Consider the following 13766-nt stretch of genomic DNA (forward strand, 5'->3'; position numbering starts at 1 on the left):
TCATCTGCTAGACGCCTGTCCCAACCAGTTGAGCCGCGGCTTCGGCTGCCGGCATGTCTATGACCGTGATTGCGTTTGCTGCAAGGAAGCGGCGTTCGTTTTTGGTCAGCGTTGCCGACTCAATAGCCGCGAAGTGCGGGCCGCTTGAGCGCTTGATGACCTGTCTGGCGTAGGTGCGCAGCATTTGGTCGTCGAACCGGCAGCCGAAGAAGAAGAAGCCGCGCTTGGTGCGCCGTTCCTTCACGGCGCGCGGGATCGGAGTCTGGATATCGATTTCGGTTAGCGCTTCGACGTAATCCGAATCTGCGATAAGGAAGTTTGCCGCCGGCTTGATGCTGCCGTGCGGGGTATAGAGGACTGTCGTTGCCGCCGATTCTGGTTGGAGTTCCGTTCCAGACAAATCGTACGTTTTCGTCCAAACGTCGCCAACTGCGTGCGCCCGCGTGACGCCTTGAATTTCGACGACATCAGTGCGGCCGGTGTCTATGAAGGCCGCGCGCATGGCGCCATCGTACCAGCTATCGACGATCAGCGAGAGGGGAAGTGTCGCGAGCCAGGCATGGAAAACGGTCGGCGCCACCGGGCCTGCGAATATCTCAGCCATCCAGGCTTGGAGCGTCCGCCGATGCCGGCGCTGCTYGATGAATTGGGCGACCGACCACATATTGGTTCGAATCTTGGAAGGAGCGGGCGCCCGCGCGTTGAATGCTGCGGCAACGGCTTGCGGCGTGTGCGGTACCGGTGGTTCCTCGTACCTAAGCCGAAGCAGGTCGGGACCCAGATACGGGATGATCTCATCGGCGCAGAGAGCCTTCTTCAGCAGTTTAAGCTGCTTGGCGGCATGACTGTCCCGATTGATCATGAGATGGCCCAAGGCGAGGATCTTATTCATGCTCGGTTCCCGTTGACGCTCTCAGGTTGCCGACCTGCGGCATCAATCCTCGTCGGAGATCTTTCTTGCCTCGACGGTGATCGGCAAAGGTGTATCTCGCGGAAGGTCGGGCAGAACGAGCCGCCAGCCGTTCCTGAGCGTTATAGACCCTCCCCATAGCTCTTCATTCTCGACGCCGATGATCGGCTCTTCGAGATCCTTCTTGGGCACATACGCCGATAGGCCGGCGTCGGTCTTGCGGATCATAACCTTCATCGGCCTGTTCCCTTTCTAGTGACCACAAGTGATTTCGGCACAAAGATCCCCGGATTTGTCGAGGCTGATCAGTTCGTGGGCGCGCATGCCAACGACGGTGCCGCGATCGAACCATTCGACCGCATAGATGTAGAACTGCTGGAGAAAGGTGCCGATGTCGCGCACATAGCCTTCATCGCCCTTCCGCACGAGGTTTGCGCCTATCTCCCTACCGGGATAGGTGCCGTCATTCTTTATGTGGCGTGTGGCACGGACCCGCTCGCCCGGCATAAATCGCGGAGGCTTGCGGATCTCGACCTCCTGTTCGCGTCCGAGGCCCATCCCCTTTCTTCCTTCCTTGCGGCTTCAGTTCGTTAATAAAGGAGGTCATGGCGTGGTCCGGAAGCGACCCCGACCGTTCCGCTAACCCGAGTGGGTTAGGCGGGAATGCAGGTCCCCGGCACCGGGCATACCGAGGCGCATTGCTGGGTGTCGAAGGCCTCCTTGCACTCGGTGCACTTCTTCGGATCGATCACATAGATCTCGCCCTTGAATTTGATCGCGCTCGATGGACATTCGAACTCGCAGGCACCGCATTGCGTGCATTGCGAGGCGATGATCTTGAAGGCCATTTCTCAACTCCTGATTCGGTTGGGACGAGACGCTCAAGCCGTCGCCGCCAGTGGTTCGCTCCCAAACTCGGCGGCGTAAAGCGCGCTGATAGCGGTCTCGATGTAGTCGTAGCCATAAACATCCATTGCCCGGATTCCAGCTTCCGCGAGCTGATCCTTGGGGCAATCTCCGATCTTGGCGCACAGCACGATATCGATGCCTTTGAGCGCAGCTATGACGCCTTCGAGGGTGGCGTCCGCGCCTCGGCCGCCGAGGCAATACTGCTCGACCTTGCGATGCCCGATGAAGCTGATCCCCCTGTGAGAGACCTCATAAACCTGGAATTCCTTCGAATGGCCGAAATGTTCGTTGATCCGGCCGCCGCCCTTGGTCGCCACAGCGATGTGGAGCGATTTGCCCGAACCCGTTGCCTTGACCGTCTCGACCGCTTGGCTTTTGGCTGCCACGTGATCGCCGCGCTCGCGCGCGACCACCTCCCGATAGGCGTTGCGTTTGCTGGCGTCGTAGGTGATGTCGTCCGAAATCTGGTCGATCGTGAACTCCTGGCCACGATCCTCGCCAAGCAGGCCGACAGCGTCGGCCCGGCACTGCCGGCAATGGCGCATCAGCTTGACGCCACCTTCAAGGCGATCCTGAAGCGTCTTCAGTTCCAACGCAGTTGGGCCGCGCTGCCCGGTCAGGCCGAAATGCGTACCGTGCGCTGGGTCGGAAATCAGTGGCATGACATTGTGCAGGAACGCGCCGCGCTCCTTTACCCATTTATTGACCTCGATCAGGTGTTCGCCGTTGACGCCGGGGATCATCACCGAATTGATCTTGGTGAGGATGCCGCGCGCGGTCAGCATCTCCAGGCCCAACATCTGCCGCTCGTGCAGGATCCTGGCAGCGTCGATGCCGGTGTGGCGGCGATGGTTGTAAAAGATCCAAGGATAGATCTTTGCGCCGATTTCGGGGTCGACCATGTTGATGGTGATTGTCACATGATCGACATTCATGTCAGCAAGCTCCGCAACATGATCCGGCAACGCGAGACCGTTGGTGGAGATGCACAGCTTGATGTCGCGGACTTCCGTGGCGACGCGTTCGAAAGTTGCCTTTGTCTTCTTCCAGTCGTAACAGGCGTCGCCCGGCCCGGCGATCCCGAGCACCGAGAACTGGGGCACTTCGTTGGCCACCGCGATCACCTTGCGTCGCGCCTGGTCTGGAGTCAGCTTTTCCGAGACGACCCCGGGTCGGCTCTCATTGGCACAGTCATATTTGCGATTGCAGTAGTTGCACTGGATGTTGCAGGCTGGCGCGACCGCCACATGCATGCGCGCGAAATAATGGTGCGCCTCTTCGGAATAGCATGGATGGTCCTTGATCTTCTCCCAGACAGCGGAGTCCATCTCGTCCGGCTTTGCGGACGAGCCGCAGGATGAAGATGCGCAACCGGCGGATTTCGCGGTGGCCAGCAACTGGTCGAAGGATTTAGTGCTGACCAAACTCTCAAGCGAAATCGTCGGTAGAGACATGAACGGCTCCGTTCCTGAGTGGACGTCGCAGTTCAAACCGCAAAAGTTGTGCCAGCTCAAAAACGCGGTTTTCAGTTCAATATGTCGGCTTTCATGCACGATTCCGCCTGTTCGTTACGTCACATTTTTGTCGGGCTTGCGACTTGAACAGGCCGGCTCGCTCCACAGCGGCACCGGGTTCCAGCGATACTGGCCGAGCGCCGGCTTATGGTCGCCGAGATTGGGCGCGGTCTTCCAAAGCGGATAGTGCGCGGCCGATTGGACTGCCAGCATAAAAGCTGCATAAAACATGGTTGGCCATTGGAGGCCTTCTCTAAGGCCTATCTAGAGGCGGATCGCCAGCGCGATGCCGATCGGGAGCTGCAGCGAGTTCTCCGGGACGATCGGCTGCCCTGAGCCTGCAGGATCGATCAACAACCTGGCCAAGGGGGATTTTTGTGACTGAACAAGAGCAGATGGGCCCGGGCGCTATCGACAGGGCTCAACTTACTCGGATTGAAGCTGTCCACGAGGGGTTCCTGTGCACCACCTGTATCACCGCCGCGCTGCTTCGAGCGAAGCGCCGACAAGCATATTGCCGAGGCGCTGACCATTGACAACGATGACGTTAATCCTCTGCGTCCATTTGATCTCCGGTGCGGAGTGCGAGTTTATCAGGAAGGCGGGGTTGGACCCTTCGTCGAACGCTAAACGAGCATCACTATCCGACAGTATTCAATCCCAAACGAACGTCTGACGGCGTGGCGCTGGCAGTACCAAGGCTTGACGGGGGCATAACGCCTACCAATCCATCACCACCTTGCCCGAGCTGCCGCTCCGCATCGCATCGAACCCTACCTGAAAATCGTCGATCCCAATGCGGTGCGTGATCAGCCCCGACACGTCCAGCGGCCCCTGAACGAGCGCGATCATCTTGTACCAGGTCTCGAACATCTCGCGGCCATAGATGCCTTTCAGATGCAGCATCTTGAAGATGACCTTGTTCCAGTCGATCTCGAAGCCGGTGGGCGCGATGCCCAAAATGGCGATCTTGCCGCCATTGTTCATGGTGTCGATCATGTCGCGGAAGGCGGGTGCGGCGCCCGACATCTCCAGCCCGACATCGAACCCTTCGCTCATGCCGATCGAAGGCATGACGTCGCGCAGCTTTTCCTTCGAGGCGTCGACGACATGCTGCACGCCGAGCTTGCGCGCCAGTTCCAGCCGGACCGGATTGATATCGGTGATGACGACTTTTCGCGCGCCGACGCACTGCGCCACCAGCGCGCCCATGATGCCGATCGGACCGGCGCCGGTGACCAGCACGTCTTCACCGACCAGGTCGAAGGACAGTGCGGTGTGCACCGCATTGCCCAGTGGATCGAAGATTGCCGCGATCTCGTCCGGCACGTCATCGGGGATCGGCACGACGTTGTGCTGCGGGATCACCATGTACTCGCCGAAGGCGCCGGGCCGATTGACGCCGACACCCAATGTATTGCGGCATAGATGCCCTCGTCCGGCGCGGCAGTTGCGGCAGTGACCGCAGACGATATGCCCTTCGCCCGAGACGCGCTGGCCGRCCTTGTACTCGGTGACCGCCGCGCCGAAATCGGCGACGGTGCCGACGAATTCATGACCAGTCACCATCGGCACCGGCACCGTCTTCTGCGCCCACTGGTCCCAGTTATAAATGTGGACGTCGGTGCCGCAGATCGCGGTCTTCCTGACCTTGATCAGCACGTCGTTGGGGCCGATCTCCGGCACCGGCACCTCTTCCATCCAGATGCCCGGCTCAGCCTTGGCCTTCACCAGCGCCTTCATCATGTTGGACATTCTTTTCTTCCTTGGATCCGCCGACATCTGAGTGCGGATGCGGGCCTGGGCAGCCCCGGGAAAGAGAAACCGATGACGTAGCTCCCGCGCTTCAACATGCGTCGCGTCGAGTGGCGTCTCAAAGGCACCACTCGCACACGGCGCGAGGAGGCCTGACCGTTCGACGTCGCAGGCTTCTAGAACTTCTTCACCTCGATACCATGCCGACGCAGGGCATAGCCGACTTGCCGTGGCGTGAGGCCGAGGATACGCCCAGCCTTGGCCTGAACCCAGCCGGCCTTCTGCATCGCGTCGATCAGCCGGTCGTAATCGGTCACACGCATGCCTGGTGCACCTGAGACAGGATCGTTCGGACCGCGGCCGTTGACGGGCACCGCTGCGCCCTCGGGGGCGCCGAAGCGCCTAGCTCCCAGCGGCATTTCAACCGGCATCCTGTTGCGGCCGAACTCATCGCTGGCATAGCCGTCGTTTGCACGGTCGGCTCCTTTCCAGAGGAGGGAAGACAGGCATTGGCTATTCTGGCAGGCAAAATCCGAAGTGGCGATCGTACTTGAACGCGCAAGAGTGGCCGTCCTTCGAACGCAGTTTTCCAGCTCACGGACGTTGCCAGGGAAGTAGCATTGCGAGATCAGGTCAAGCGCCGGCGGCGCGAAGGCGAGCTCGCAATGGTTCTCGCTATTGAATCGATCGAGGAAGGCCTTCGCAAGGCGTGGAATATCGCCAGGTCGCTCTCTGAGCGGTGGCAGCATGATTGGCACCACATTGATGCGGTAGTAAAGATCGGCCCTGAACTCTCCGTTCACGACAGCCGTCTCGAGGTCCTTGTTGGTGGCGCATATGAGCCGGACGTCGACCGTTAGCGTCCTGGTACCGCCGACGCGCTCCAACTCGCCTTCCTGCAAGACGCGCAACAGCTTTGCCTGGAAGGCAGGCGAAATCTCGCCGATTTCGTCGAGCAACAGGGTTCCGCCATTCGCTAATTCGAAACGGCCTGCGCGCTGCGCGACAGCCCCGGTGAAGGCGCCCTTTTCATGCCCGAACAACTCCGATTCCAGAACGCTTTCAGGCAGTGCGGCGCAGTTCAATTTGACGAAAGCCTTCTTGCTGCGAGCCGAAAGCTTATGGATGGCCTGCGCAAAAAATTCCTTGCCGGTGCCGCTTTCACCCCGCAACAGCACGGTAGAATTGGTCCTTGCCACGACCGCGACGGTTTCAAGCACCTGCTTGAGTGCGGGACTTTCCCCGATGATCCCGTCGATTTTGACATGCGAATGCCGGGCAGGGCGGGTCTCTTTCTCGTCGACCGATTTCTCCGGTCTCCGTTGCTCCTCGACAAGCCGCTGACCATCTGTGCTCAGGCTGCGATGGAGGCGGATGGTGCGGCCGACAAGGTTGGCGACCATCGTCAGGAAGCGTACGTCTTCGTCGCAACGCACGCTGGCGGCGCCGTCCCGGACACGGTCGATCGACAGTGTACCGAGGATTTCATCCTCGGCCTCTATTGGCACTCCGATAAAGGTAACCGCCATGGTGGCGCGACTCGAAGCCGTTGGAAGATCAGCCTGAAACAGTTCGGACCTGCTGACATCGTGTACGACGAGCGGCGTCCCCGTAGCGACGATCCGGTCTACCACGGCCTGCGGTATGACGCTGCGCCACTCTGATTGACGTTCGTGGTTGTTGCCGGCGGTTGCGGCAATCTCCAGCTCTCCTTCCGCGTCCAGGAGGACCATTGCTCCATGACGCATTTGCACAAACGAGGAGAGTGCGTTGACGACATTGGCAAGCGTGATCTCCAGCCGCGTGGGAGCGGTCAGGATCTCGGATATCTCGTAGATTCCCCTGATCGGGATGTTCGGCTCGTGCATGGCTTTGATAGGTGCCCGTGCGTCGCGAAGCCCTACCTTGTGCTCCCGATCCCGCATTACTTGACCCATGGAAACACCTCAGGGGTTGTAAGGTGCCCCTCCCAAAGCGCCTTTCTTTCGACTCGCGATATCCTAGTATTCACGAGCCCCTGTTCAATTGCAAATTGTCATGCTGCTATCGCGTCCAGGTATCGGCTCTGGCAATGGCGCGGGCGTGCATGGGTCATCCGAACTTGAAAAGGACACCGAAGCCGCCCCGCGGATAATTCCACTCGATCTCACCACTGGCCTCGCACAGTATCCGACAGGTGCCGCACTCCATGCAACCGTCGGCGGTGATCTCCACTTGGCCCTCGTCGGTCAATTCATAGCATTGGGCCGGGCAGACGCGGGTCAACGCGAGCAGGTTGGCGCTGGGCTTCTGGTGTCGTCGCACTTTGATATGCGGACGCCCCGAATCGACCAGGTAGCGATTCTGGTAGAGCTTCTCCTCGATGCGTGACGCTGCGATTGTCATCTCGTCTCTCCTAGCGCCAGGCAAATGTCAGGCGGACCATATCGCTCAGCAGCCCCCAGCGCGAACGCGCCTTGATGAAGGCAGTAGTGGTCGCTTTTTCCTTGTCGAGTTTCGGGGTGCCGTCGACCCGCATGAAGTTCTGGGCCGCCTGCGACATCAGCTGCGGGTAGGTGGTAAAGAAATTTCGTGAATTTGTGTGGAGCAGGTCCGGCATGTCTTTGTATTTCTTCAGGTCTTTGATCACGAAAGACTTGTTTAACATGGTCTTGTAGAGAGCAAGGTTCTGTTTGGTCATGGGACGCTTGCGGCTCTTGACCTGCACGATTGCCTCAGCCGCGATGCGGCCAGAGGTCATGGCGAGGTTCGAACCCTCGCGATGGACGGCGTTATTCAATTGCGCGGCATCGCCGACCACCACCCAACCGTCGCCAAAAAGCTGCGGAATCGCCTTATAGCCACCTTCGGGAATGAGATGCGCGGCATATTCTTTCACCTCTGAGCCCGCGATTAGCGGCCGGATCGAAGGATGATTTTTTAACGTGTCGAGTACGACGTATGGGCTCTCCATGCTCGCAGCGAAATCGGAAACAAGGCAGCCGATGCCCAGTGAGATCGACTCTCTGTTGGTGTAAAGGAAGCCGAGCCCGGCCATGCTGCGGGAGATCGTACCCACGGCCTCGATCACGCACCCTTCACCGGCCTTGAGGCCGAACCGCTGCTCGATGACCYCTTCAGGCAGGAAATGCATTTCCTTGACGGCGAGCGCCACGGATTTCGGCCTCGGCATCTCGCGAAGCCCGGCGCGCGTGCCGAGCAGTCCGCAGACACCTTCTGCGAGAACGACAACGTCCGCGAAAATCTCTCCGCCGGTCCGGTCGGTGCGGACGCCGACCACCTTGTCCTTGGCATCGCGCACGAGTTCCGTCACGGTCGTCTCGCACAGAACCGTCGCACCGGCCTCGCGCACCTTACGCGAAAACCATTTGTCGAACTGGGCCCGAATGATCGTATAGCGGTTGGGCTTGGCCTCATTGAAGTCGTCCGACCGATAGTGAATCCCGGTGTGGGATGTATCGTCCATCACCCAAAGCCGCTGTTCGACCAAATGCCGCTCGAGAGGCGCATCATCCCGGAAATCCGGGATGATCTCCTCCAGCATGTTCGCGTACATGATTGCACCCTGAACATTCTTGGAGCCCGGATATTCACCTCGCTCCAACTGCAACACGTTCAGGCCGTGGCTTGCCATGGTGTAAGCAGCAGCGTTTCCGGACATGCCGGCCCCAACAACGATGGCGTCGAATTTTTCCTTGATCATGTCCAGCTCCCTAGTTCGCAAGCTTATCGCGACTGTGGGGCGACAGCCGCCGCGTGAAGGCCTCCGTCAGTGCGGGAAGGAAGCGGATCGCGTCGGTGATGATCCCAAGGTGGGCGAAATCGAAAATCGGCGCGTTCGGATCGGTGTTGATAGCCACGATGAGATCCGCCCCTTCGACGCCAACCCGGTGCTGGATGGCGCCGGAAATTCCAGCCGCTATGTAAAGCTTCGGCCGGATGGTCTTGCCTGTTTGGCCGATCTGCCGATCAGCCGACAGCCAGCCCTTTTGGACCAACGGGCGCGAACAGCCATGCTCGGCGCCGATTGCTCGCGCGAGATCCTTCACAAGCTGCAAGTTCTCCGCCGCGCCTAGACCGAGGCCTCCTGCAACCACAACGTCGGCATAGGCAAGATTGGCCTTTCCAGACTGGCTATCCGGCAGGAAACCGAGGATTTTGGTGACGATGTCATCCTCGGCTACCGATAGCTTGTGCCGGATGATACGGCCGACCGGCTTATCCATCCGCTGCGGCATGGGCATGACCCTCGGTCGCACTGTTGCCATCTGCGGCCGGTAATTGAGCGTGTAGATCGTGCACAATAAGGAACCGCCGAACGTTGGACGGGTCGCAGCGAGCGAACCGTCCGTATCGACGTCGAGTTCGGTGCAGTCGGCCGTGAGCCCTGTCTTCAAGGTTGTTGCGACCGAACCAGCAAGGTCCCTGCCGAGTGTGGTCGCCCCGAGAAGCAGGATCTCGGGTTTATGGGCATCGACCAGATCCGTCATCGCCTTGGTGAAAGGCTCGTTGCGATAGTCGGCAAGCAGCGGCGCCTCGACGTTGTAGACAAGATCGGCGCCATAAGCGAAGGCCTCGGCTACCGCAGACTGGGTGGTCTCTCCTGGCGGTCCGAGCACGATCCCCGCAAGCTCGACGCCAAGCTTGTCGGCGAGCTTGCGGCCTTCACCGAGCAGTTCGAACGATACCGGGTGGACCTGACCGCGCTCGAGCTCGATAAAGACCCAAACGTGGCGATAGTCTTTGAAATGGTCGGGCAGCTCCTTCTTTGTGCCGGCACGGCCGGAGGCAGGGCGAGGGGCTTCTCGATTCGCGCTCGACATCGTCTCTCCTTGCCGTCATTCGCCGCCGTTGAAGGCGAGTTCCTGTTCCAGCGCTGGCCCGCGGGTTAAGATTGCGGCGATAAGTTCGTCAGCAAGATCACGCAAATTCCTCTCGGGGGTTTCGATAAGTGCCGCCTTTTCCGCCCGCGCTGTAGGGGCGAAAACGCGCTTGACGACCGTCGGAGAGCCGCGCAGGCCGCATCTGGTGAGGTCATCAATGCCGGCGTCGGCAGCACTCCATCTCAGGACCTGGCTGCGCGCGGCGTACAGGGCGTCCTCGAGCGAGCCCCGACGGATTTCGTTTGTGCCTTCCAGCATCGTGATGAGACAAGGTAGCCTGCTCTTGAGCATCTGCGCGCCGCCTTCACAGCGGCGCTCGACCTTGATCTCGCGGGCATCAAGGTCAACGGAGGGGATTTTCGCGACGTAGGTGAGTTGAATGAGATCGAGGCGCTTGGCGATGCCGGGTCCGACCTGGGCGGTGTCTCCATCGATCGTCTGCTTGCCGGTGAAGACGATGTCTGGAGTGCCGAACGTCTCGCCAACCTTCGCGATTGCCTGGGAAAGAGCGTACGAGGTCGCCAGCGTGTCGGAGCCGGCAAAGTAGCGGTCGGTCAACAGCACTGCCCGGTCGGCGCCGTAACCGAGGGCCTTACGCAAGGCGTCCTCTGCCATGGGCGGACCCATAGTGAGGACGGTGACCTCGCCGCCGTAGTTGTCGCGCAGTCTGAGCGCTTCTTCGAGGGCGAACAGGTCGTAAGGATTGATGATGGTAGGCACACCCTGGCGCATGATCGTGTTCGTGACGGGATGGACGCGTATTTGCGCCGAGTCCGGCACTTGCTTGATGCAGACTAGGATGTGCATTGGCGGTCCCTTTGGGCTTTTAACCGGGTGCGGGTCTGATCTGGTTGGCAGCACTATTCGTGCCAAATCGTTTTGCGTCCTCCTATTGCTGGAGGCTCTGTTGATTTCTCTCAGGGGCGTGTTCACGACGACCGGATGTGTCGGGTTCTCGACATTGTCGCGTCGCAACCATGTCACTCTCATTCTTTTGGGAACCGCTTCAGTACGGACTCGAACGGGACGAAGGTGCGTCCCGGCCTGGCGGGCTTGTTCGGATCGCGGTCTTTGAGCACCTTGAAGACCCGGTGCGTCAGTGGAGAGGAAGTCGCGAAGTCCTCATAGGCGCGTTGCAACGTGGCGCGCACCCGCGCCGCGACTACCTGGTCGGGCAGATCGGATAGATCTTCTTCGGCAAGATATTGGCCCACGCGCTTCATGATATGAAGCCGTGAGACATTCAGCACCTTTGGATCATAAGAGATCCCAAGGAGCGCGAAGAACTCCTCCGCGGCCGACAGGCCCTTCAGTCGCGCGAGGATGTCGGTAACATCGATGGGGTGGCCGTCAGCGGAACAATTCATCGCACTCTCCCCGGTCGGACAACTGTGGTGCGCTGCGTACGTCTCCCAGCTGGCCTGGAACTGCGATATGCGCGAGGCGTGCCTCGCTGCACATCCCATCGTAGAGCTCGACCAGTTGAGTTGCTGTCACGATCGATTTCGTCTCGGCCGCCTTGCGGYGGACGCGAGCCACGATTGCGGCTGCCAAATCCGGGTCGAGATCGCGACCGCTTTCGCTCAGCACGCGGGCAATCGCGGTGGCGCCGGAATGCTTGCCGATGACGATACGCCGGCAGCGGCCCACGAGTGCCGGGTCGAGCCCCTGATAGGCGCGCGCGTCATTCAGCAGCCCTGCGACATGAGTGCCGGACTCGTGGGTGAAAACATCGGCGCCGACGACCGGCTTAATAGCCGCCGTCTGCCGGCGGGCGGCGCAAGCCACCTGGGCGGCGAGGTCGGGCAATGCGGTCAGCTCGATCCCGGTATCGGCGCCGTCGATGACAGCCATCGCGGCTGCCACTTCTTCCAGCGCGGCATTACCCGCACGCTCGCCGAGCCCGAGGACGGTGACGGACGCATGGCGCGCACCTGCGCGGATCGCGGCCAGCGTGTTGGCGGCCGCAAGGCCGAGATCGTTGTGCGCATGAAATTCGAGGTCGATTTCAGACTTTGCCTTGAGCTGGGCGACGAGTTCGAAAGTCGAGAACGGGTCGAGAATGCCGACCGTGTCGGCAAGCCTGACACGGCTTGCGCCGGCGCGCGCAGCCGTTTCGATGACGCGGGCAAGATAACCGCCATCAGCCCGCGAGGCATCCTCGCAGCCCACAGCGACGAAGAAGCCACTGGCGGCTGCGCGCCTCACCATATCCTCGATGAGCTGGAGCGCTCCCGCCTGATCGAGGCCGAGCTTGGCGGCAAGTTGGATGTCCGATGCAGGCAGCGACAGATTGACGGCGCCGACGCCGCTCTCGATCGCTGCATCGAGATCCCGCGCCTTCATCCGGCACCAGGCCATCAGCCGAACCGGGAGACGCCGCGCGACCGCGGCGCGAATTGCTTCGATCTCGTCGGCGCCCATGATAGGCGTGCCGATCTCGATCTCCGGGACGCCGGCTGCCACAAGAGACTCGGCGAGCTCCAGCTTTTCCGCCGTCGTAAAGGCGACACCGGGCGCCTGCTCGCCGTCGCGCAAGGTCGTGTCGTTGAGGAAGACATCACGGCTCATGAATGGCAGCCTGTTCTGCTGCCGGTCAGGTACATACAGGATCGAACGTCTTCGGGACTTCGCCCACGCGACCCAGAACCAGGAGAGTCACGCAGCTTCTCCACGATTGCCGGCATGACCTCAAGCACCCGCTCGACGTCTTCTTCGCCGTTGTCGCGCGCAAACGAGAAGCGGACTGCCGCGTGTGGTATCTGCATCGCGCTCAGGACATGGCTGGGTTCCATTGAGCCGGAGGTGCAGGCGGAGCCGGAGGAACAGGCGATGCCCACGCGGCTCAGCAGATGTGGGATTCCATCGCTTGCGGCATGTTCAAAGGTGATGTTTGCGGTATTTGGCAACCGTTCCATCAGATCGCCAGTGACATAGCTGCTTGGGATGCGCTGGAGGATCTCATCCTCCAGGCGGTCGCGCAGCGACTTTACCCGTGTGGTCGCGTCGTCCATGAATTTCAAAGCGAGTTCGGCTGCCATGCCGAGCCCGATTATACCGGGTGTGTTCTCGGTACCGGCACGCCGGCCGTGCTGTTGGTTTCCGCCCTTGATCAGCGAGCGGAAGTGCACGCCACGCTTTATCCAAAGTGCACCGATCCCTTTGGGGCCATGAAGCTTGTGGCCGGAGAGCGACAGCATGTCGATAGCGGTCGATTTCAGGTCCATCGGAAGCTTGCCGACCGCCTGCACTGCATCGGTATGGAAAAGGGCGCCAGTTTCCTTGGCCAACTCAGCGAGCTCGGCCACGGGAAAGATCGTGCCGGTCTCGTTGTTCGCCCACATGACCGAGACGATTGCCACACGGGGCGAGAGGGCTGCCTTGTAGGCGTCGAGGTCAAGCCGGCCACGACGATCCACGGGGACCGTGTGGACCTTGACACGGCGAGTCTGTTCAAGATGCGCGCACAGCGTCAATACGGCGGGATGCTCGACCGCGGACGTCACGATCTCGGTTCGGTCGGGCGTGACCTCGAGCGCCGAAAGGATCGCTGCATTGTCGCTTTCTGTTCCACCCGAGGTGAAGGTGATCTCATCGTCGAACTGCGCGCCGATCAGCGCCTGCAACTGCCGCCGTGCCTTTTTTATCGCCGCACCGACTGAGGAGCCAAACGCGTGCGTCGACGAAGGGTTGCCAAATTGATCCGTGAAGTACGGCAACATCGCTTGCAAAACGTCAGGATCGACCCGTGTCGTTGCGTTGTTGTCGAGGTAGACAGGCCTCATACGAACAGTC

The 13766-nt window shown here is 60.5% G+C and carries 15 protein-coding genes; all 15 read right to left on the reverse strand.

The genetic code is table 11. The features are described 5' to 3' along the window. Window positions 1-7: 7 nt before the first annotated feature. A complete protein-coding gene (locus tag LCM4577_RS20165) occupies window positions 8-892 on the reverse strand; it encodes an SIR2 family protein (protein WP_071073078.1) in 885 nt (294 codons plus the stop codon). A gap of 42 nt (window positions 893-934) precedes the next feature. Beyond that, complete coding sequence (gene nifT, locus LCM4577_RS20170; protein ID WP_040971429.1) at window positions 935-1147, reverse strand: putative nitrogen fixation protein NifT; 213 nt, start codon at window positions 1145-1147, stop codon at window positions 935-937. Between the two features lie 15 nt (window positions 1148-1162). Beyond that, the gene (locus LCM4577_RS20175) at window positions 1163-1468 is read right to left on the reverse strand and encodes a nitrogen fixation protein NifZ (RefSeq protein ID WP_071073080.1); all 306 of its coding nucleotides are present in this window, start codon (window positions 1466-1468) and stop codon (window positions 1163-1165) included. Between the two features lie 95 nt (window positions 1469-1563). Continuing rightward, complete coding sequence (locus LCM4577_RS20180; RefSeq protein WP_040971431.1) at window positions 1564-1758, reverse strand: 4Fe-4S binding protein; 195 nt, start codon at window positions 1756-1758, stop codon at window positions 1564-1566. Between the two features lie 33 nt (window positions 1759-1791). Further along, the gene (gene nifB, locus LCM4577_RS20185) at window positions 1792-3273 is read right to left on the reverse strand and encodes a nitrogenase cofactor biosynthesis protein NifB (RefSeq protein WP_040971432.1); all 1482 of its coding nucleotides are present in this window, start codon (window positions 3271-3273) and stop codon (window positions 1792-1794) included. Between the two features lie 114 nt (window positions 3274-3387). After that, window positions 3388-3546 (reverse strand): hypothetical protein, encoded by a 159-nt coding sequence (locus LCM4577_RS20190; RefSeq protein WP_157900483.1) that lies wholly within the window; start codon window positions 3544-3546, stop codon window positions 3388-3390. Window positions 3547-4053: 507 nt separating this feature from the next. Continuing rightward, window positions 4054-5088, reverse strand: coding sequence for an L-threonine 3-dehydrogenase (gene tdh / locus LCM4577_RS20195; RefSeq protein ID WP_071073081.1), 1035 nt, complete (start codon window positions 5086-5088; stop codon window positions 4054-4056). A gap of 176 nt (window positions 5089-5264) precedes the next feature. Then, window positions 5265-6956, reverse strand: coding sequence for a nif-specific transcriptional activator NifA (gene nifA / locus LCM4577_RS20200; RefSeq protein ID WP_244508389.1), 1692 nt, complete (start codon window positions 6954-6956; stop codon window positions 5265-5267). Between the two features lie 223 nt (window positions 6957-7179). Then, window positions 7180-7473 carry a ferredoxin family protein gene (locus LCM4577_RS20205; protein WP_040971434.1) on the reverse strand — a complete coding sequence of 98 codons (294 nt, stop codon included), beginning with the start codon at window positions 7471-7473 and terminating at the stop codon, window positions 7180-7182. A 10-nt stretch (window positions 7474-7483) separates the two neighbouring features. Further along, window positions 7484-8791 (reverse strand): FAD-binding protein, encoded by a 1308-nt coding sequence (locus tag LCM4577_RS20210; protein WP_071073084.1) that lies wholly within the window; start codon window positions 8789-8791, stop codon window positions 7484-7486. A 10-nt stretch (window positions 8792-8801) separates the two neighbouring features. Beyond that, entirely contained in the window at window positions 8802-9911 is a 1110-nt protein-coding gene (locus LCM4577_RS20215; RefSeq protein WP_040971436.1) for an electron transfer flavoprotein subunit alpha/FixB family protein, read from the reverse strand. A gap of 15 nt (window positions 9912-9926) precedes the next feature. Beyond that, window positions 9927-10778 carry an electron transfer flavoprotein subunit beta/FixA family protein gene (locus LCM4577_RS20220; RefSeq protein WP_040971437.1) on the reverse strand — a complete coding sequence of 284 codons (852 nt, stop codon included), beginning with the start codon at window positions 10776-10778 and terminating at the stop codon, window positions 9927-9929. A gap of 179 nt (window positions 10779-10957) precedes the next feature. Further along, window positions 10958-11338: a nitrogenase stabilizing/protective protein NifW gene (gene nifW, locus LCM4577_RS20225; RefSeq protein ID WP_040971438.1), complete on the reverse strand. Its 381-nt coding sequence runs from the start codon at window positions 11336-11338 to the stop codon at window positions 10958-10960. Continuing rightward, window positions 11322-12542 (reverse strand): homocitrate synthase, encoded by a 1221-nt coding sequence (gene nifV / locus LCM4577_RS20230; protein WP_083354791.1) that lies wholly within the window; start codon window positions 12540-12542, stop codon window positions 11322-11324. The genes nifW and nifV overlap by 17 nt, the downstream gene beginning before the upstream one ends. Further along, window positions 12539-13756, reverse strand: coding sequence for a cysteine desulfurase NifS (nifS, locus tag LCM4577_RS20235; protein ID WP_071073086.1), 1218 nt, complete (start codon window positions 13754-13756; stop codon window positions 12539-12541). The genes nifV and nifS overlap by 4 nt, the downstream gene beginning before the upstream one ends. Window positions 13757-13766: the final 10 nt, after the last annotated feature.

This window comes from Mesorhizobium sp. LCM 4577 (assembly GCF_001854795.2).
GTDB classification, from domain to species: Bacteria; Pseudomonadota; Alphaproteobacteria; order Rhizobiales; family Rhizobiaceae; genus Mesorhizobium; species Mesorhizobium plurifarium.

Bases quoted from the DNA above. Each gene is read 5' to 3' on its own strand.
- nifT (WP_040971429.1), bottom strand. From the start codon at position 1,147: ATGAAGGTTATGATCCGCAAGACCGACGCCGGCCTATCGGCGTATGTG.
- LCM4577_RS20175 (WP_071073080.1), bottom strand. From the start codon at position 1,468: ATGGGCCTCGGACGCGAACAGGAGGTCGAGATCCGCAAGCCTCCGCGA.
- LCM4577_RS20180 (WP_040971431.1), bottom strand. From the start codon at position 1,758: ATGGCCTTCAAGATCATCGCCTCGCAATGCACGCAATGCGGTGCCTGC.
- nifB (WP_040971432.1), bottom strand. From the start codon at position 3,273: ATGTCTCTACCGACGATTTCGCTTGAGAGTTTGGTCAGCACTAAATCC.
- LCM4577_RS20190 (WP_157900483.1), bottom strand. From the start codon at position 3,546: ATGCTGGCAGTCCAATCGGCCGCGCACTATCCGCTTTGGAAGACCGCG.
- nifA (WP_244508389.1), bottom strand. From the start codon at position 6,956: ATGCACGAGCCGAACATCCCGATCAGGGGAATCTACGAGATATCCGAG.
- LCM4577_RS20205 (WP_040971434.1), bottom strand. From the start codon at position 7,473: ATGACAATCGCAGCGTCACGCATCGAGGAGAAGCTCTACCAGAATCGC.
- LCM4577_RS20215 (WP_040971436.1), bottom strand. From the start codon at position 9,911: ATGTCGAGCGCGAATCGAGAAGCCCCTCGCCCTGCCTCCGGCCGTGCC.
- LCM4577_RS20220 (WP_040971437.1), bottom strand. From the start codon at position 10,778: ATGCACATCCTAGTCTGCATCAAGCAAGTGCCGGACTCGGCGCAAATA.
- nifW (WP_040971438.1), bottom strand. From the start codon at position 11,338: ATGAATTGTTCCGCTGACGGCCACCCCATCGATGTTACCGACATCCTC.
- nifS (WP_071073086.1), bottom strand. From the start codon at position 13,756: ATGAGGCCTGTCTACCTCGACAACAACGCAACGACACGGGTCGATCCT.